The sequence below is a fragment of the Nocardia sp. CS682 genome, assembly GCF_004634405.1.
GTDB lineage: Bacteria > Actinomycetota > Actinomycetes > Mycobacteriales > Mycobacteriaceae > Nocardia > Nocardia ninae.
The window spans coordinates 1,156,728-1,175,850 of sequence record NZ_CP029710.1; the positions used below are offsets into that span (position 1 = coordinate 1,156,728).

Annotated in this window: 19 protein-coding genes and 1 tRNA gene; 11 read left to right on the top strand and 9 right to left on the bottom strand. The window is 65.1% G+C overall.

The features are described 5' to 3' along the window. Positions 1-20: 20 nt before the first annotated feature. Both DMB37_RS04810 and DMB37_RS04815 read right to left on the bottom strand, forming a co-directional pair. Positions 21-458: a hypothetical protein gene (locus DMB37_RS04810; RefSeq protein WP_135231659.1), complete on the bottom strand. Its 438-nt coding sequence runs from the start codon at positions 456-458 to the stop codon at positions 21-23. A 47-nt stretch (positions 459-505) separates the two neighbouring features. Then, entirely contained in the window at positions 506-2,596 is a 2,091-nt protein-coding gene (locus tag DMB37_RS04815; RefSeq protein WP_240772483.1) for a hypothetical protein, read from the bottom strand. Positions 2,597-3,734: 1,138 nt separating this feature from the next. On the opposite strand from DMB37_RS04815, the gene DMB37_RS04820 reads away from it, so the two are divergent. After that, complete coding sequence (locus DMB37_RS04820) at positions 3,735-3,977, top strand: hypothetical protein (protein ID WP_135231660.1); 243 nt, start codon at positions 3,735-3,737, stop codon at positions 3,975-3,977. Positions 3,978-4,426: 449 nt separating this feature from the next. Beyond that, positions 4,427-4,915, top strand: a complete 489-nt coding sequence (locus DMB37_RS04825; protein ID WP_135231661.1) for a hypothetical protein — start codon at positions 4,427-4,429, stop codon at positions 4,913-4,915. Here the strand turns inward: DMB37_RS04825 and DMB37_RS04830 are convergent. Next, positions 4,897-4,981, bottom strand: a tRNA-Leu gene (locus DMB37_RS04830). The genes DMB37_RS04825 and DMB37_RS04830 overlap by 19 nt on opposite strands. Before the next feature lie 115 nt (positions 4,982-5,096). Beyond that, positions 5,097-5,966 (bottom strand): NAD(P)-dependent oxidoreductase, encoded by an 870-nt coding sequence (locus DMB37_RS04835; protein ID WP_135231662.1) that lies wholly within the window; start codon positions 5,964-5,966, stop codon positions 5,097-5,099. A 145-nt stretch (positions 5,967-6,111) separates the two neighbouring features. On the opposite strand from DMB37_RS04835, the gene DMB37_RS04840 reads away from it, so the two are divergent. After that, positions 6,112-6,471 (top strand): helix-turn-helix domain-containing protein, encoded by a 360-nt coding sequence (locus DMB37_RS04840; RefSeq protein ID WP_135231663.1) that lies wholly within the window; start codon positions 6,112-6,114, stop codon positions 6,469-6,471. A 362-nt stretch (positions 6,472-6,833) separates the two neighbouring features. Here the strand turns inward: DMB37_RS04840 and DMB37_RS04845 are convergent, their stop codons facing one another. Then, positions 6,834-7,613, bottom strand: coding sequence for an arginase family protein (locus DMB37_RS04845; RefSeq protein WP_167768745.1), 780 nt, complete (start codon positions 7,611-7,613; stop codon positions 6,834-6,836). Between the two features lie 248 nt (positions 7,614-7,861). On the opposite strand from DMB37_RS04845, the gene DMB37_RS04850 reads away from it, so the two are divergent. The 4 genes from DMB37_RS04850 to DMB37_RS04865 are packed head-to-tail and all read left to right on the top strand — an operon-like array spanning position 7,862 to position 12,397. Beyond that, positions 7,862-9,139: an extracellular solute-binding protein gene (locus DMB37_RS04850; RefSeq protein ID WP_240772250.1), complete on the top strand. Its 1,278-nt coding sequence runs from the start codon at positions 7,862-7,864 to the stop codon at positions 9,137-9,139. A gap of 6 nt (positions 9,140-9,145) precedes the next feature. After that, positions 9,146-10,105, top strand: coding sequence for a carbohydrate ABC transporter permease (locus tag DMB37_RS04855; protein WP_135231665.1), 960 nt, complete (start codon positions 9,146-9,148; stop codon positions 10,103-10,105). Then, positions 10,096-10,965, top strand: a complete 870-nt coding sequence (locus tag DMB37_RS04860; RefSeq protein WP_167768746.1) for a carbohydrate ABC transporter permease — start codon at positions 10,096-10,098, stop codon at positions 10,963-10,965. The genes DMB37_RS04855 and DMB37_RS04860 overlap by 10 nt, the downstream gene beginning before the upstream one ends. 1 nt (position 10,966) lies before the next feature. After that, entirely contained in the window at positions 10,967-12,397 is a 1,431-nt protein-coding gene (locus DMB37_RS04865) for a beta-N-acetylhexosaminidase (protein WP_135231666.1), read from the top strand. Positions 12,398-12,514: 117 nt separating this feature from the next. On the opposite strand, the gene DMB37_RS04870 is transcribed toward DMB37_RS04865, so the two are convergent. The 3 genes from DMB37_RS04870 to DMB37_RS04880 form a co-directional block, all read right to left on the bottom strand. Next, positions 12,515-13,087 (bottom strand): GrpB family protein, encoded by a 573-nt coding sequence (locus tag DMB37_RS04870; protein ID WP_206055191.1) that lies wholly within the window; start codon positions 13,085-13,087, stop codon positions 12,515-12,517. Between the two features lie 180 nt (positions 13,088-13,267). Further along, positions 13,268-13,927, bottom strand: a complete 660-nt coding sequence (locus DMB37_RS04875) for a DUF4360 domain-containing protein (RefSeq protein WP_135231668.1) — start codon at positions 13,925-13,927, stop codon at positions 13,268-13,270. Positions 13,928-14,123: 196 nt separating this feature from the next. Further along, entirely contained in the window at positions 14,124-15,005 is an 882-nt protein-coding gene (locus DMB37_RS04880) for a phosphotransferase enzyme family protein (protein ID WP_135231669.1), read from the bottom strand. Positions 15,006-15,106: 101 nt separating this feature from the next. Here DMB37_RS04880 and DMB37_RS04885 point away from each other — a divergent pair, with 101 nt between their 5' ends. The 4 genes from DMB37_RS04885 (at position 15,107) to DMB37_RS04900 (ending at position 18,266) form a co-directional block, all read left to right on the top strand. Next, positions 15,107-15,394 (top strand): hypothetical protein, encoded by a 288-nt coding sequence (locus DMB37_RS04885; protein WP_228541599.1) that lies wholly within the window; start codon positions 15,107-15,109, stop codon positions 15,392-15,394. After that, complete coding sequence (locus tag DMB37_RS04890) at positions 15,394-15,726, top strand: ribbon-helix-helix protein, CopG family (protein WP_167768747.1); 333 nt, start codon at positions 15,394-15,396, stop codon at positions 15,724-15,726. Before DMB37_RS04885 ends, DMB37_RS04890 begins: the two co-directional genes overlap by 1 nt. A 401-nt stretch (positions 15,727-16,127) precedes the next feature. Continuing rightward, positions 16,128-17,159, top strand: coding sequence for a triacylglycerol lipase (locus DMB37_RS04895; RefSeq protein WP_135231671.1), 1,032 nt, complete (start codon positions 16,128-16,130; stop codon positions 17,157-17,159). A gap of 177 nt (positions 17,160-17,336) precedes the next feature. Beyond that, positions 17,337-18,266, top strand: a complete 930-nt coding sequence (locus DMB37_RS04900) for an NAD-dependent epimerase/dehydratase family protein (RefSeq protein ID WP_135231672.1) — start codon at positions 17,337-17,339, stop codon at positions 18,264-18,266. 1 nt (position 18,267) lies between these two features. On the opposite strand, the gene DMB37_RS04905 is transcribed toward DMB37_RS04900, so the two are convergent. Beyond that, a complete protein-coding gene (locus tag DMB37_RS04905) occupies positions 18,268-19,107 on the bottom strand; it encodes an EamA family transporter (protein WP_206055192.1) in 840 nt (279 codons plus the stop codon). Positions 19,108-19,123: the final 16 nt, after the last annotated feature.

Below are 19,123 nucleotides of genomic sequence, written 5' to 3' on the forward strand. Positions count from 1 at the left end.
ATGCCCCCACACCTCGAACGTCATAAGGCCTCGTTCCAGATATGCAACAGCACGTGTTCAGTGACCTCGATACCCGAGGTCACAGGCTCGTGCGGGCCAGGAATTTTATACATTCGCACGTGCACACGTGCCGGGCCCGACGGGGTCACGGGATCATCCAGCTGACCTTGGGCCTCCTCCAACCAGCTGTGCCGGACTCGTTGCGCGCCAAGGGCGGTGGTGTAGATGCACTCATCGATCAGCTCACGCCCGACTGGGATCGCAGGGAATCCCGTGTCACTGACGTCAACGGTCACACGCGCCATCCCATCACCGGCCACATGGATTTGCAGCGCCCCCTCACCGGGCCGAAACCTCGGCCCGGTCTTCTGGGAGATGGTCCGCAACTGATCATCGAGGTGATCGTCGGTCAAGAAGAAGAAGCCATCGGCATGATCGACGATGTCGGTACGCTCCATGGCCAACCTCCTGGTAAGGCTTCATCGAGATCCCCACCCTAGCCAGGTCACTGCCCGGTGTCGGCGCGAACGTAGAACTTGTCGCCGTCGCGCACGCGGTTCTTATAGTAGAACTCACGGATTGCGATTGCCTGAAGGTTGTTGGCGTCCTCGGGAGTGGTGGGGACCATACACACGCTGTAACCGTTGGGCCCAGTACGTGACGGATCGACGCGGGGAGTGTCGTTTATCTGGCAACCAGGGAACGTTCGGCCGTTCGGTGGCAGGACAGCGTTGGGTGGTTGAGCAGCACCCTGGTATGTCGACCGGAACGGGTACTCGTCACAGCTGTGGTCAGGCACTGAGTAGCGGCCGGAGGGGCAAGCCCGGGCACCGTTTCGTTGCCGCTGGTTTTCGTCTGTCATCCGGGTCAAAGGGCCTGTGTAGTAAAGCTTTCCGGCACCCGGCAGCCCGGACTGTTGGGCCCGTTTGACGTGATTGGCGATGGGGGCGAGTCTGTTGTCGGAAGCGAAATCCAACGTCGGGATACGGTCGGCGAAGACGCATCCCTGCGAGGGAAGCCCTGCGGCGCCGGGGACGGCGGTGTCGTTGTCGCACCGCATATAAGGTGACGTGATTTTGATTTCGAGGTCGCCCGGGGTCTTCTCGCGGGCACCGGGTGAGGCGAAGGCCAGGTTCAACCCCATGATGAGATCGATCCTCTGGTTCGGGTTCACCGAATCCGGACCGAACTCGTAGAAGGCGAAGGGTTGCGCACCGTCGGACAGCGGTTCGGACACCATCGAGTCATACACCGTGACAGGGCATGGTCCGCCGGTGCAGGGAGCGTTGGCAGTCAATGTGAATACCCCGACGATCTTTTCAACACTGAATCGGACTCGGTACTGAGATTTCGGCGAGTCGTAGTGCGTGATCAGTTCCTGTTCCAATTTACCGTTTACATAGGCGGTGACCTTGCCCTGGTCAGTACGGATCACCGCCCCGATCGGGTTCACGGCACACGCGTAGAGCCGGTCAAAAGTCCAGATCGCTAAATTGTTCGTCCGTCCGGCCAGGTAGTCGGACCGCTTTTTCTGGTAGTCGGCGTCGCATCCCGGCTGGAGGCTGATCGGTGGACTCAACGTTGGCGGTGCCGAGCGAGTATCGACGCCACTGTTATAGAGGTAGGCGGCGCTGGCGCATCCGTAGAGGGTGCCGTCGGAAGTGGGGAATTCGGTTTGCTTGCGGCAATGCTCGTTCAATGTGGTTCCTGGTCGCGCTCCGGAACCAGTGCGGTTGACTCCTGAAGGCCCGGTGTAGTCGTTTCCGCCAGGACCTACGGGGCCCGTGATCGCATCCTCGTCAGGTCCGCTTCCCCCGTTCACCGGGGTGGGCACTCGAATGCGGCCGTTCTGGAAATCCTGCTCGCGGCTGGACCCGCCCGCTGAGCGTTCATCAGAGGTCGGGTAGCCGTACATGCCGGCCTCGTACTGCTCGCTGCCCCATTCGACCTGGATGAGGCCCGCGACCGGGTGAGCGCCAGTATTCGGTGACCAATAGATGACACCCTTGTCGAACCGGTTGAACCGACCGACCCCGTCCGCAGTCTTGGTCTCGTCCGAAGTCGGATAGCCCAGCCAGCCTGTCTCCCAACCGGTTTCGCCCCACTTGTCCCGGATCGTGCCGGCGACGTAGTAGGCCTCGTTGAGTTTCCAGTAGATGGTGCCGCCCTGAAAATATTGCCGGCGCCCGATGTTGTCGGGATTGACGAGTTCATCGGAGGTCGGATAGCCGAGAACACCGCCTTCCCAGCCATTGCGCTGCCAGGCGGCGAAGAAATGATTGGCCACCGGGTGCGCACCGCCGGCCGGTGACCAGTAGATCGGGCCGTTCTGGAAGGTCGAGCGTTTGCCGACGCCGTCGGGGTTGGTGAGCTCGTTGGAGGTCGGGAACAGCAGGAAGCTGTTCGGCCCACCCAGCTCGTTGTACTTGTCCCGAATCGCACCACACACCTCATACGGTGCGGGCCAATACACCTGACACCCTTCCGCGGCCGTGCGCTGCTGCGGGCGGGCCGCCGCCGCGGCTTCCATCGTCTCGGCCTTGTCGGCCTGCTCCTTGCTGAACCCGCCCGGGATCTCCTGACAATCCGAACGCATCCGGCCCGCCACCACACTCGGCTGGGGGTTGCGGGTCGGCTCCCATTTCTCCGGCGCTTTCGAGCGAGCACCCGGAGCACACGCAGGACCAGACGGCGGTGTACTCGACGTCGAGGGTACGGCCGGTTTCGGAGATACCGACGTCGTGGGCGAAGACGATTGCACAGTACTGGTTGTCGGTGGTGCTGTTCTGCTGGGCTGCGATGGGGGCGATGCCGACGGGGTGCTCGGCGCTGTGGTTGTCGGGATATGTGGCGATGGACTCGATGTTGGGTCTGCGGCAGCCAGTTGCGCGGCTGCCACGATCAACAGCGCCGCCACACCAGTCACACCGGCATGCAACGAAATTCGACGGCATACCCGACCCCGCCAAGACATAGCTATCAATGAACGTCCCACCCCTGCCCCCATAGATCTGATTGCCAGTTGATTGCTGACGTGAAATCAGCGTCCCACACCATCCCGTTTCTGTCACCGATCACGAACTGGGGAAATCAACTGGGCCAACAGGTTCGAGGTGGCGTCAGTGCGCGCTCCACCCGCAGCGACCCGCATACCCCAGCCGAAATTAAGTGGCCGCGCTAGCCGAAACCACCTTCCCCACACGCCGTCGCCCAACACGATCCGGATCTGATGATTAATCCGACTCGCCACAGTTCCCATCACGTTGCAGCGCCAAAACGGCACCAGCGCCTACACCGAACCCCCAGCCCTACACCTGGGCGCGCACCATCGCCTCCGCGACGCGAGCCCGGTGACCCTCCTTTTCCATATCCCGTACCTGGGCCCGGCCGACCACAGATCCCCGTCCCGATTCCGATCGCAGCCGAAGGTAGATACCGACGCCCTAGGATCGGAAATCGCGGAGGCCGACGTGACAAACATCGAAACCATAGGCAAGGAGCAAGACGAATGAAGTACTTCACGCTACATCCGGAAGTTCCCGCCGACCTGGGACAATTCACGCTTAGTGACGCGCGGACACGCCAGAAACCACCTCCACATACCTAGAATCCGCCTTTCCGGTCCGCAGCGAATTCTTCACCTCGCAATCCGGGGTATACGCGGCAGCCGCACCATTGGCCGGGCACTGGCCGCCGGCGCGATGCCCGGTTTCCGACTGGTTCCGGGCACCAGAGTGCCCGCCCCCGAAGCGCAGGGTCCCGAAACCATCCAGATCCCCGAGTTCTACGGCATCCTCATCAACGGCGAACCAGGCCACGACGACTTCGCCATACCCCGCGGCCGCAAACGTGGACTCATCCTGTCCAAGCAAGCGGCCGACCTCCTCGGCGCCAGCGACCCTCGCCTCACCGAAACACGCTCGGAGGTAGACGAAACGGGAAGGCTCATCAACAACCCCCTCCGCCAAAGCCCCTGAACCGCGTCGACCTCGGGGCCGAGCACCACGCGATACCCGCCCGCGGTGCATGTCCAGAGCGAACTTCGTTCCTCGAAGTACATGAAGCGCCGTTCGCCTCGACCGCGACGACGTAGCGGCGGGCAAAGTCGTCCGGTTCCGCAGATCGAGCAACGACCGCGTGATCCGCTCGCGCGAACCCGCCCATCCCGCGATCATCAGCGTCGAGACCTATACCCAAGTCCAACTCGCACGCCGGGCACGCGGAGACGGCGGACTGCAACGACGCGCCAAGCTCGAACGCACCAGGGTTACCGGCCGCCAACTGTATCGATTCCGCAGCCGAATCCGCTGCGGCGACTGCGATCGCAAGATTAGAAGGCGGAATCAAGGACAACTCCGTCTGGTACCGATGCAGGGCAAGCACTCTCGCCCCCAGCAGCCCAGCCCTCGAGAGCCACCCCAAAACGGTGAACCTCGCCGAGTCACGACTCATCGTGCCGGTAAATAACTGGATCGCCACCGTCTTCGACCGACGCCACCGCGCCGAGACCATCGCAACCTTGATCGCCGCCCAGGCCGACACCGACGGCGAACTCCAACGCCAGCTCGTTCGCCAACGACTCAACACGGCTGAGACGAAACTCCGGCGCTATCAGACCGCGATCGAAGCCGGCGTCGACGTCCAAGCACTCATCGAACCGATGAACCAAGCGCAAGCCGAAAGAGCAATAGCCCAAGCCGAATTGGACACCATCCCCACCATCAGACAGATGACCGTCAGCGAACTCGACTCGCTAGGCGACATCCGAGCGGTGCTGTCAGCTGGCGCACCTGAAGATCAAGCCACACTCTACGAAGCCTTGCACGTGGAAATAAAATACCGGCACCGCCAACAGCTTGCTGTGGTCAGTGCCGGTATCCCGGTGGTTAACACGTGTGTCCGGAGGGGGACTTGAACCCCCACGCCCGTTAAAGGGCACTAGCACCTCAAGCTAGCGCGTCTGCCATTCCGCCACCCGGACCGGTGGTGCTCAGCAAGATTATAGGATGTGGCGGCGTGGACCAAATCGCGGGCTGACCATGCGTTTTATCGGGGGTTGGTGGGCTCCCGGGGTGCGAGTCGGGAGCCCGGTCCCGTCAGAGGAGTTCTTCGATGGTTCTGGCGAACTCCATAGCTCCGTGGCCGTCGGCGACCTGGCGGTCGATGAGGTTTTTGATGGGGGCGACGAAGTCGACGGCGACGCCTGCGTCGCGGGTGGCGCGGTTGATGGCGTCGATGGCGGCTTTGTGGAAGGCGAGGGATTGGGTGGGGGTGGTGTAGTCGCCGCTGTCGATGATTTCGCCGTAGGCGGGGAGCATCTGGGCCATGGCGGTCACCCAGGGCATGGCTCGTTCGGCGAAGGCGCTGGCGGAGACGCCTACGGAGCGCATCATGGCGGCGCCGTGCATGAAGCCGCCGAACATGGCGTACATGTTGGCGAGCAGGGCGAAGTCGTAGGTGGAGGCCAAGCCGGCGTCGTCGCCGAAATATTCTGCGGCGGCGAGCAATTCGAGGGTTGCGCGGTGCTGGTCGAAGAGGGCCTGGGAACCGCTGTAGAGGATGGAGGCGCCGGGCTCGCCGATCATGGGCGGGATTGCCATGATGCCGCCGTCGAGGTAGTCGATGCCGTGTGCGGCGGCCCAGGCGGCGAGTTCCCTGGCTTCCTCGGGGGCGGTGCTGGTCAGGTTGATGACCTGTTTGCCGGACAGCTGGTCAGCGACGGGGTCGAGGGTGGCGTGCACGGAGGCGTGGTCGAAGAGGACGGCGATGATCGGGCCGTCGGCCTGGACGGCTTCGGCGACGGAGGTGGTGCCGTTGGCGCCGGCGGCGATGAGGTCGGCGTCCTTGCCGGGGGTACGGTTCCACACGGTGGTCGGGTGGCCGGCTTTCAGCAGGGTTGCGGCCAGCGCCTGGCCCATCGCGCCGAGTCCGAGGATGGTCACGGGGGTGTTCGTGGTCTCCGCCATTGCGGGGTCAACTCCTTGGCAAGTGTGTGAAACGGTGGTCAGCGCGCTGGAACCAAGGCTGCTCTTTGCCCGCTACGGCGACAAGTACCTACTATTTAGTCCGGTACTTACCCATGGGTGTGTGAACAGGTAGCGAGGTCGGACGATGGGCGAAAAGAGATCCGGACCATACTTCTGCGGCATCGACGCGGCGATGGATGTGATCGGCGGCAAGTGGAAGGCGCTGATCCTGTGGGAGCTGGAGACGCATGGGATCCGCCGCTTCGGCGAGTTGCGCCGGGGGCTGCCGGGCGTCTCGGAGAAGATGCTGATTCAGCAGCTGCGCGAGCTGGAGGAGGACGGGATCGTGTCGCGGGAGGTCTATCGCGAGGTGCCGCCGCGGGTGGAATACCAGCTCACCGAATTGGGTACCGCACTCAACCGCGCGCTCGAACCGCTCGGCACCTGGGGCCGGGACCGCATCGACCGGATCGGCGCGGATCGGATCCATCCCGTGAACGCGTGACGCCTATTGGCGCCGGGAATCGGGCTGAACTGTTGCGGTAGAAGGGTTTTCACCGGTGGGTGACGGGATGTGGGGCAACGTCCGCACATGCTGATCGGTTGCGGGTACCGGATGCTCGGCCGTGGGCATCAGCCATAGCGCGAGGATTACGAGCAGCAGGGCCGCCGATCCACCGAGGATCGGTCGCCAGTAAACGAGCACATGCCGATGATCGGCACCGAAGCTCGATCCGTTACCGGAAACGCGAATGTGCTTGTCTCAGGCCACTTCCGGGGTTTCAGCCAGCGCATCCGCAAGGTAGCCGACAATGCGTTGGGCTTGCAGGCCGTCCGTGTCGAGGTCGGGGTTGTAGATCGTCAATGTCATTCCGACACAACCGGGTGGATGGCAGCGTGGGTTATGGCGGCGAGGTCCGACCAGTCCAGGCCGCCGGGTTGCGGGTAGTCCACGGCAGGCATCGCCGCGGTGGACAGCACGTCCAAGTCGACGTGCAACCACCACGGGAAGCCGCGGCGGCGGAAACGACCGACGGCGATTTCCGTGGGAACGGCGGCTTTTCCGCGCAGCTCGCGGTCGGTGAGCAGTGCGATGGTGGAGGCAAGCGACGGCACGTCGGCGGCCTGCAATTCTGCGGCGTCGCGGGGGCCGAGGGCGACGACGCGGGTGGGGTCTAGGGTGGGCAGCTGAGCTGTCAACTCGGGCGGTAGGTCGGCGGGCGCCAGCATCAGGCCGAGTTCGCAGTCGGCAGCTTCGCCGGTGGTGCTGCGATCCGGCGGCCACGCGTCCTCATGTCCGTCGACGAAGACCAGTGCGACGTCACCGAGTGCGTCCTGGACACCGCGCAGAGCGCCGAGCAGGACAGGGCAGTCACCGCCGAGCACCAGCGGGAACTCCCCCGCCGCAACGCTTTCGATCACCGCGGTCCGGATGGAATTGGTTGTGGCGGTGAGGGATTCCAGGGAAATCAGGGCGCTCGCCGGGTCACGCGTCGGCCGGGGCGTACCGACATCGACGTCACCGAGATCGCGGACGTCGGACCGGCGAGTTCGTAATGCGCCGAGGAGTCCGGCTTCTCGCAACTCGGCAGGCGCGTTCGCCACTCCGCCGGTGGCGCCGGCGGAGTTGAACGGTGCCCCGATCACGGTCAGCAGTGTCGGCTCTCCTCCCGCGCGGCAACTCGGCCACTACCGACGATAGACCCCAGCCGGTTTACCGGAGGCAAACTTCCGCGGGGAGTTACCACTGCGATGCGCGTCACATTCGCCTATTGAATGTGACCCAGCTTGGTGCTAAACATTGTGGCACGCAACGCAATACATGTTGCACTATATGCAACGAATGAATGGACCGAAGATTGATGCTGCACCGTGAATTCCGGTCAGGCGGGGCCGTGCGACGCGCACTGACGCTCGGAGCCGCACTGTTCCTGCTCGCCGGGTGCGCGCCGGTGCAGTCCGGCCCGGCGGGCTCGGGTGGTGACGAGAAGACCGGCACCGTCCGGGTCTGGCTGTTCGACGAGGCGAACCGCGCGCCGAAGGAAGCGGTGGTCAACGAGGCGATCGCGGAGTTCGAGGCGACGCGGCCGAATGTCGACGTCGACGTGCAGTGGGTGCCGGTGGCCGCGCGCGCCGAGAAGTTCGCGGGCGCCTTCAACGACCCGGCCAGCGCGCCCGATCTCGCCGAGTTCGGCAACACCGACCTCGCCGGGTACGCCGTCACCGGCGCTTTCGCCGATCTCAGCGCCGATCTCGCGGCGTGGCCGGAGGGCAAGGACATCGACCCGTCCGTCCTGGAGACCGCGAAATCCGGCGGGAAGGTCTACGGGCTGCCCTGGTACACCGGCATTCGCGCGCTGTACTACCGCACCGACATCTTCACCGAACTGGGTCTGCGACCGCCGACGACGCTGGCCGAACTCGCCGACACCGCACGCCAGGTCCGCGCGAAACGCCCTGATTTGTACGGCATTTCGGTGGGCGGCAAGTACACCTACGCCATGCTGCCGTTCCTCTGGGCGCACGGCGGCGAGATCGCCGAGAACGACGGCACGATGTGGAACGCCACGCTCAACGCCGACCGGGCGAAGGAGGGGGTCACCCGCTACGCGGAGCTGATCAAAGACGACATCTGCCCGCCCGCGCAGTGCGCGGACTTCACCGGAACCCAGAGCGTGCAGGCCTTCGCGGGCGGCAAGGCCGCGATGACGATCGGCGGCGACTTCAGCCGCAAGGCCATGGATCAGGGTGCGTCCAAGGACAAGTACGCGGTGATCCCGCTGCCAGGCACCGAACCGGGCTCGGTCGCACCGGCCTTCGCGGGCGGGAACCTGCTCGGCGTCTTCCGCGCGAGCATGCGGCGCGGCCTGGCCGTCGACTTCGTCCAATTGCTCGGCAGCGCAAAGTATCAGGAGAAGATGTACCGGGCGATGGGGAACCTTCCGACGCTGACCAGTGTGCAGCGGCAGCTGGCGGCGAACGATCCCTTCCTCGCGCCGTTCGTCGAAACGCTGCGCGCGGGAACGAAGTTCGTGCCGAGCACACCGGCGTGGTCGACGATCGACAGCCAGAACCTGCTGCCGACCGCGGTGCAGCAGATCGCCACCGGGGCCAAGGAACCCTCGGCGGCGTTGAACGCGGCGGCCGCCGCGATGAACAAGGCATTCAGGTAGGCGCACATGGCAATCCAGGAAATACCGATCATCACTCCCGCGCCGCGACCACCGGCGAAACGGCGTCGCGTCAGGCGGGACACGCTCACCGCGTGGCTCTACCTTGCGCCCGCGGGGCTACTGCTCGCCGCCGTGCTGATCTACCCGATCTATCAGATCATCCTGATCTCGTTCTACGACTACGGGCAGGCGCAGGCCACCGGTGCCGCACCGCTGGAGTTCATCGGGCTGGGCAATTACCGAGAACTGCTCTCGGACAGCCAGTTCTGGCTCGTGCTGGCCAACACCTTCGTGTTCGGTGGGGTGTGCGTGGTCGGCGGGCTGGTGGTCGGCACGGCACTGGCCGTCCTGGCGACGCGCATCCGGGCGGTGCCGCGGATGATCCTGTTCCTCGCGGCGCTCGGCGCGTGGGCGACGCCGGCCATGGCCGGGTCTTACGTCTGGCTGTTCCTGTTCGATGCCGACTTCGGCATCGTCAACGAAGCGCTGTCCGGTCTCGGGTTCCGGTCGATGGACGGGCACTCGTGGACCTTCGGCACGCTCAGCGCGTTCGGACTGGTTGCCGCCGAGGTGATCTGGTGTTCGTTCCCGTTCGTCATGGTGACCATGTACGCGGGCATCAAGGCGATCCCGGAGGAGGTGCTGGAGGCCGCGGCGCTGGACGGCGCGTCGACGTGGCGGGCGGCTCGCTCGGTGATCCTCCCGATACTGAAGCCATTGCTGCTGATCGCGACGATCCAGTCGATCATCTGGGACTTCAAGGTGTTCACCCAGATCTATGTCATGACCAATGGCGGCGGTGTCGCCGGGCGCAACCTGGTGCTCAATGTCTACGCCTACCAAAAGGCCTTCGCCGGGCAGGAATACGGGCTCGGCTCAGCGATCGGAGTCCTGATGACGCTGTTGCTGTTGTCGATCACCGGGCTCTACGTCCGGTCCCAGCGCAGGAGCACCCCATGGCAGTGAAAACGATGCCGCGCACTCCGCGCAAGCCCGGACGGCTTGTCGCCGAGGTGGTCGCGGTGGTGATCGCCGGATTCGTCGCCTTCCCGCTGTATTGGATGGCCTTGTCCGCCCTCAAGCCGCCGGGTGAGATCCAGTCCGCCGACCCGAGGCCGTGGACCTTGGCGCCCAGCCTGGACAGTTTCACCCGGGTGCTGTCGATGAACGGTTTCGGACGGTTCTTCCTCAACAGCTTGCTGATCGCCGTTGTCGTGGTGTTTCTTTCGCTGCTGTTGTCGTTCCTGTCCGCGGTGGCGTTGACCCGCTTCCGGTTTCGCGGGCGAACGTTGCTGCTGGTGATGATCCTGGTAGCGCAGATGGTTCCCGTGGAAGCGTTGACGATTCCGCTGTTCTTCCTGATGCGTTCGGTCGGCGGTACGGTTCCGGCCTTGGGGCTCAACGAACTCGGCTCGATCATGCTGGTGGATCTGGTATTCAGTTTGCCGCTGGCCATCTGGCTGCTGCGCGGCTTCGTCGCGGCGGTGCCGGTCGAGCTGGAGGAGGCGGCGAAACTCGATGGGGCGAGCCGGCTTCGGTTCGCCTGGCAGATCCTGCTGCCGCTGGTGGCGCCCGGGCTGGTGTCGGTCAGTGTGCTGTCGTTCATCCACGCGTGGAACGACTTCCTGTTCGCCAAGACGTTCATCATCTCCAAAACCGAGAATCAGACGCTGCCACAGGCAATCCTGGTGTTCTTCAAACCGGAGGACACCGATTGGGGCGCGGTGATGGCGGCCTCGACGCTGATGACGATTCCGGCGCTGGTGCTGTTCGTGCTCGTGCAGCGCAAGCTGGTCTCCGGGCTCGGCGGGGCGGTGAAGGGCTGACATGCCAGGTTTCGACACGCTGCTCCCCCGGCCAGTCTCGGCGATCCCGCAAGCCGGCATCTGCGCATGGCCGTCGGAGCTCGACGTGCGCACCGATACCGGCCTGCCGCCGGAGGGGTACCGGCTGGAGATCGCGACCGGCGGCATCACGCTCACCGTCGCCGATGATGCTGGCCGCAACCACGCGCAGCAGACGCTGCGTCAACTCGCGGGCCCGGATGCGTTCCGGGCCGCGGTGATCGACGCCGAGGGGCACACTGTGCCGTGCGGGGTGATCGAGGATCATCCGCGGTTCCGTTGGCGCGGTTGCCTGCTCGATGTCGCCCGCAATTTCCGCACGAAAGCAGAGGTCCTGCGGTTCATCGACCTGCTCGCCGTGCACAAACTCAATGTGCTGCACCTGCATCTGACCGACGATCAGGGCTGGCGCATCGAGGTCCCCGAGTTCCCGAAGCTGACCGAAATCGGTTCGTGGCGAACGGGATCGATGGTCGGTCGGCATGACGGTCCGGAGCGTGACGGCCGACCGCACGGTGGCTTCTACACCAGCGACGACCTACGCGAGATCGTCGCGTACGCGGCCGGACGCTCGATCACCGTGGTGCCGGAGATCGACGTGCCGGGCCATGCCCGAGCCGCGATCGCCGCCTACCCCGAGCTCGGACCCGAACCCGAAACGGCCTGGGAGGTATGGACTTCCTGGGGCATCAGCACCTCGCTGCTCGATCCCACAGCGCACACACTCGACTTCTTCCGCCGGGTCCTCGATCATGTGCTGTCCGTGTTCCCATCGCCCGTCATAGGAATCGGCGGCGACGAGGTTCCGGGCGCGACACCGGCGCACGCCCGTCTCGTAGCCGACCTCGCCACCTATCTCGCTTCCCGCGGCCGCCGGGCGCTGGGCTGGGACGAGGTGCTCGACGCAGGTACGTTGCCGCCCATGGTGATCGGCGCCTGGCGTGACGATGCCGCGGCCACTCGCGCGGTCGCAGCGGGCCACGAGGTGGTGCTGTGCCCGGAGGACCACCTCTACCTCGACCACCGGCAGTCCGATCACCCCGATGAACCGATCCCCGTGGGCTACCTGCGCACCCTGGAGGACGTGTACGGCTACGAGCCGCCGCTCGACGGACCGCAAGTCCTCGGTATGCAAGCTCAGCTGTGGAGCGAGCACCTCGATACGGTGCGGCGAGTCGACTACGCCGCCTTCCCGCGCCTCTGCGCGATCGCCGAACTCGCGTGGAGTCCACCGGCCCGCAGCTACACCGAATTCCTGCCTCGGCTGCGCGACCATCACCTCCCCCGCCTAGAGGCCCTCGGCGTCGAATACCGGCCGCTCAACGGTCCCCTTCCGTGGCAAACCCGCCCGGATGTTCCCCCGACCGCCCACCGCCCCAACCACCTACCCATCCCCGCCCGCACGTCAAGCTAGCGACGCTCGCCCTGTTCCTCCTCGAAAGGACCGCTCAGCCGCACCAGAGTTAGCGACTGCCGCTTACCGGGGCGCCGGCCTGATTGCGTCGGGCAGTCGAACGGCGCTCTCGCCCGGTCACTTGTCGCCCAGCGTCGGCGACGCGGGCTCCTCAGGAGTCCAGTCGATCGACTCGGCCCACGCCTGCGCCCGCTGAATGATTTCGGCGATCAATGGCCCCTTGGCGTCGGCATAGTCGTTCATATCGGCCCAGTTCTGCTGCGCGAGTCGCCTTTTGAGTTGCTCGTAGGCGATGCGATCACGGCTGTCGTGCCGCAACCAGTCGCGGAACAGGAGTTGGCGGTGTTCCCAGTCACTGCCGACGGTGACGATATGGACGTGGACGTCGCGCTGCGGGGTTCGGACCATGCGGTGGCCGGGCTCGCGGACCCGAAGCTGATAACCCGCGGCCAGCAAGGGGGGAAGATACGCCCCTTCGTCCTCGACGTCGGGCACGCACAGGTCGATATCGACGATCGGCTTGGCGGCGAGCCCGGGCACCGAGGTCGAGCCGATGTGGTCGATGCGGCGGGCGGTGGCGCCGAGTGCGCGGGCGATGCGCGCGTGCTCTGTGGCGAAGCGCTGTGACCAGGCGGGGTCGTAGTCGACGATGTGGATGTCTCGCTTCTCGATGCCGCCGATCAGTTCCATCCCACTATCTTCGCGCGGACACCGGGTCGCCGCTACGGGAGGCCGAGAAAAGGTGGGACGTATTTCGGGCATAGAACAGACCTCTATCCGCGCATGAGGCACGGATAGAGGCCTGGTTCCATTTCGAAGAGGTGTCGCGCGACTGAGCGGCGCTAAGCGAGGTTCGCTATTGTCGACGTATCAGCATTTCTTCCACGCGAAGTGATACGTGGTGTTGATGGCTCCGTCGACAGAATCCATGGTGATGAAACTGGTGGTCTTTTTCGGGTCCGACGTGCCGGCATCCACCCGCAATTGGGTGTTGATATTGAAATTGCGGAATTCGCCACACGGCTTGTAGACGATCGCGCCGACCTCGGTCTTGTCGGTCACCTGCCAGTCGTCGTTCATGCCACCCTTGAACGTGTGGTCGACAAATTCTGTCGGCGAGTTGCCCTGGAAGTAATACCTGGCCCGTTCCAGTGCCGTCGCGCCCTTCTCCAAGTGGGCGAAGCCACGGTAGTCGGCCTGCGCGATCCCGTAGGTGAAGCCTTGTGGGACATGGACATTCAGGTTGATCTGGCAGTTCTTGCGGAAGTCGGTCGGGTTCGACCCCACGCCCACCTGCGCGGTGTACGCACTGTAGGTGACGGTGAAGGCGGTGTTGTCGGGCGATACCGCGACCGCCGCGGTTCCCTGTGGGCAGCCGGTGCCATTGACGGTCACCACGTCGATGACAATCTTGTCGGGGGGCGTCGGCATGTCCCAACCGGGGGCAGGCGCTCCGGAAGCCGGCGAACCCGCCAGCGGAATAGCAAGCGCGAATATTGCTGCGCCGAGGATTGTTGCTTTTTTGTACATTTGGTGCCTCACAGTGCTCCGGGATCGGATGGAACTCACTGTAAGTCGTTCAAACCCGCCCGCAGCTCCCCAGCCGAAGTGGGGAAAACAGGTAAATTGCCCCGCCGCTACATAATTGGCGGCCGGTCCTCCGGATACGGCAATAGCCGTTGAATGTTGGAGTTTTCAGTGATCCTCGTATCGCGGTCCGTTCGATTCACGGTCGAAGGAGATGAAACGTATCCATACGCTTTCGATGGTACTCGAGATCGTCCTCGTCGTGCTCGACACCGCGCGCGACCGCAATGCCGAAATAGACTGCCTCCCTGCGCAATCGGTGCCGCATCAGTTGCGCGAGCGCCAAATCGTCCAGCTGCCCGGCTGTCCCGCCTTCAGCGTGGTAATTGTCGACGAACTCGCGTGCGTCGGCGAGGTCACGCCCCAGTACATCGGCGAATTCCAATGCGGCGGAAGCGAGTTCGACCTCCGGCGGGGCGACCAGTGCCTCATCCCAGTCGAGCACAGCGGTGACATGACCGTCCAGAGCCAGCAGATTGCCCTCGTAGTAGTCGCCGTGCAGGGGTTGCGGGCGGGCGGTTCTGCTGAACTCGGCGAGCCACCGGTCCAGGTCAGGATCCAGCAGTTCCGGGGACGGCGCACCATCGAGCCCGATCTCGAGGAACGACCGCTTGGGTCGCGGCGGCGGTCGATGGTCTGCCAATGCGCGATGCACGCGCGCCAAGAGCCGGGCCGCCTCGGCGAACTGCACCGGATCCTCGCTGCTGGCCCACTGCCCCTCGATCAGTGGCCACACGGTGATCGGGCGGCCCGCCACCACCTGCACCGTCGACCCGTCCGCGCGCGGCAACGGCGCCACCGCCTCGGGCACCGTGCGGGCGGTGGCGACCGCAATGCTGTTGCACCATTCGACCTCGGCCGGGTCGCGATCCAATGCGCCGATCCGCACCACCACATCGCCGACGCGGTAGGCCGCGGACTCCTCACCGCCATGCAATCGCTCGCCGTCACCCTTGTATCCCCATTCGGCGGCAACGGCGGCTCGGATGTCCTCGGTCAGCGGAAGGTCGACGTAGATCACGGACTACTTCTACCAGCACGGCGAATCAGGACGCAGCTGCATTTCGCGGCGGGACGCGCCGGGTCAGTACCTATAGCCACCAGGCGTAATACACGCGTATTATGCGGAGTGTGGGTTTCGAGTGGCCTGATTGGGCGTTGGACATGCTCATCGGGATCTCTCCGAACGAGGTGATGCAGGTGCTGACCAAGCAGCGACGATGGCCACGCCGCGGTCGCGGCAGTACGGGCATCGAGATGCTCACGATCTGGGGCCGCACGGCCGCGGGCCGACCGCTGATCGTGGGCCTGCGCCAAGCCGAACCTTGGCAATGGCAGATCGTCGCCGCCCGACCGATGAGCCCGGAGCAGGTGGCCGAGTTCGAAAAGTGGGAACAGGAGAACCAGTGATGGGCGACAACGACTTTCCGGCCACCCCGCAGGGCGTGGACGAGTTGATGGACAGCCTCGTCTTCGATGACGCACCGGTACGCGATGCCGACGTGCCGCCGCCGATGACGCCCGGCGAGGACATCATGGTGGTGCGCTCCCTGCGCCTCCCCCTCGACATGGACCAATCCATCAAGGCCGAAGCCCAGGCCCGCGGCATCTCCATGAGCGAACTCATCCGCGACTGGCTCGCCGTCGAACTCGCCGCCCTCGCCGACGACCAACCCATCTCCCGCGCGGACGCGTTGCGCGCACTCGCCGGCGTCCGGCCAATCCACCCGCGCGCCAGTTGACTCCTCCGGTTCGAACGGAGAGCCGCACACCCTTTCTGTGAGCTGCACACCCGCTATACCGGGTGTGCGGTTCACACGAAGGGTGTGCGGCCGGGGAGAGTGGACGGTGCCAGCCGTCTGCCGCGCGCAATAACTTGCGTTCGACAGTGCTGAACTGCTGAAACGTTGGGTGAATTGCCGGTGAGGAAAGGGGGCGGGGGTCGGTGGGGATTCGCGTGTCTACCGGCCGGGCGGGGTCAGCGGTCGAGGCGGTCTGAGACCGCGTGAAAGTAGTCACGGCTAATTTCTGGCGAATTCGCTCTACTCTTCCCACTACTGGTCGTACGACCAGTTTTCGTTCCGCATCGCCATCACCTTTCATACGTCTGTGCCGCAGCACACCTCTCCATAGGGACCAGCAAATGAGAAGCATCCTTCGTTCGTCGCGCAGTGCCGCGGCGATCATGGCAGCCGCGATAGTCGGGTTAGGGCTCAATGCCGCCGTGGCCGTGGGGGATCCGGGGCCGGACTCGGAAACTCACTCCTCCGACACGGTCGGTTACGGGCCGGTGCTGACCGACGAGGCGGCTGCTTTCGCCTACGGGCTCGTCAATCCGGACGTCGCGCCGCAGGGGTCCAACGACTGGGCGTGCAAGCCTGATGCCGCGCATCCGCGTCCGGTCGTGCTGGTGCACGGAACATGGGCCAGCGCCTTCGGCGCGTATTCCTACATGTCTCCGCAACTGGCCAAGGCAGGGTACTGCGTTTTCACCTTCAACTATGGCCGCGCGAACGTCGCGGGCGCCGGGCTCAACCAACCCACCATCGGTGCCACCGGGTACATCGAGGACTCCGCGAAACAGCTCGCCGTCTTCGTCGATCGGGTTCTCGCCGCCTCCGGCACGGGACAGGTCGACATGATCGGGCACTCCCAGGGCGGCGTAGTGGCACGCCAGTACCTGAAGTTCGAGGGTGGCGCGAACGAGGCCGATCCCGCGGCGAACAAGGTGCGCAAGCTCATCACCTACGGCGCCACCAACCACGGCACCACACTGAGCGGTCTCGGCAATCTCCTCGGGGTCTTCAAAAATACGATGGGACTTGACCTTTCGACGCCGACCGAGGCGCTGATCGGCCACGCGGGTATCCAGCAGCTCATCGGATCGCCGGTGCTCACCAAGCTCAACGATGGCGGCGACACGATGTCCGGCGTGGAATACACCATCGTCGCCGACCGCTACGACGAGGTGTCCAGCCCGTTCACCCGCACCTACCTGGCCGCGGGCCCGGGTTCGACGGTCGATGATGTCCTCCTGCAGGACGGTTGCGTCCAGGACATCTCCGACCACAACTCGATGCTCTACTCCCCCCGCGCCGTCTCCATCGCGCTGCGCGCGCTCGACCCGGTCGCTCACCCGACCCCGGTGTGCGCGGCCAATCCCTGGCTGCTCTGACCAGCCAGATCGATCAGCGAATCGGGGCGTCGTAGTGACCAACGCCCCGATTCCGCCGAGCCTGCCATCCGCACGCATCCTCGCAGGCTTCCCGAAGCCGCGGCGCAAGATTCACTACAGTGGCATTGCGCGCCTGGTCCACGACCTCACGGTGCAACGACTTTCGGAGGTCTTTCGATGAACGTGCTGGTACTGGGCGGCTACGGAGCGGTCGGCGCACACGTCGTGCGCTTACTGCGAGCGCAGGGCCTAACAGCACTGGCCGCAGGCCGAGATCCGGCCCGAGCGGACGTGGTACTCGACCTGTCCGCTCCCGACAGCTTCAGTGCTGCATTGAACGACGTTGCCGCAGTGGTCAATTGCGCAGGCTCCGAGGACATCCGACTGGCCGAGATATGCGCCGATCGCGGCATCCCGTTCCTGGATATCTCTGCCACCAGTGAATACGTGCAGAGCCTGGAGAAGGTCGCAGGCCCGGTCGTCGTCGGGGTCGGTTTGGCCCCGGGCCTGACCACCCTGCTCGCCGTGGAAACCCTGGCAAACCATCGCGGCCCGGTCGACATCATGACCGGCCTCGGATCCGGCGAAAAGCACGGCCCCGCCGCAACCGCCTGGACCTACGGCCTACTCGGCAAGCACTTCCCCGACCCCGACGGCACCAGCATCCGAAACTTCACCAAGCCAACCCGTTTCGAGACACCGAAAGAGTCCGGCTACAAACCCGCCGCAGCCCTGCGCGCCGACTTTGCCGACCAGCACCGCCTCACTCGAGAATTCGGGGTCCCGGTCCGCACCTACCTACGTCTCGACTCCCGCTCGGCCACCGCAGGTCTCGCCCTGCTCACCCGCGCACCCGCATTGAGTTCGCTTGCGCCGAAACACATGCCGGGCAGCGACCGCTGGGTGGTGCTCGCCCGCGCCTCGGACGGCTCGGCCCGCTGGGCGGCAGGCCGTGGCCAATCCCTGGCCACCGCCGTGGTCACCGCCGCCGTCGTGCGGGCGGTCCTCAACAGAACCCTCACCGCACCCACCTGGATCCACGAAATTCTCACCCTCGCCGACCTGCGGGATACTCTGCACGACAACGCAATCCATCTCGCGAGCTGACTCAAGCGAGCGCGATGCCCGCAATGGAGGCAGCCGCCAAAACCAGCCCGACCACCTGCGTTCGGGTCACGCGCTCCCGTAACACCGTGAGCCCGAGCACAACTGGAATGACGGGATAAAGCGCCGCCAGCACCACGGCGATCGCGAGCAGCTGCTGCCACGTGGCCCAGGTATAGAGCACGACCCCCGCCGTACCGAGCGCCCCGGTACCGACCGCCCCGAGCAGCAGCCGCGGACGCATCCGCAGCGGTGCGTGCACACCCACCGCGAGCGGCACGATCGCCACCACCGAGGCGAACCGGCTGACGACCAGCGGCCACAACCCGGCCGCCGAGTCGATCCGGGCCAACGCGATGAATTGCAAAGCGAACCCGGCCCCCGCGATCAGCCCGTCGACGCTGCCGCCACTGAGGCGATCATCGTCGTCGCACGACCGGGAGACCAACCACATCGCCGGCCCGGCGGCGGCGATCCCAGCCCAGCTCAGCAACGATGGCCGCTCCCCCAACAACAACACACCCACCATCACCGGCAGCATCAACGCACCGACGTCACTCAACGGCACCACGACACTCAACCGTCCCCCACTGACCCCGCGATAAAGGAACGTGACCCCGAGCCCGGTCCCGATCCCGGACAACGCCCCCCACGCCAACGCCGCCGCCGTAACGTGCGGCGCCGCGACCAACGGGACCGCAGCCAGAATCAACACACTCCCGCCGAGCTGCGCATACAACGCCACCGCCGTGGCATCAGCGCGACGAGAAAGCAACGCGCTGAGAAAGTGCGTCGTGCCGAAGCACACCGCCGAAGCCAACGCCAGCAGTTCCCCCACACCCATGATCGATACCTCCCGC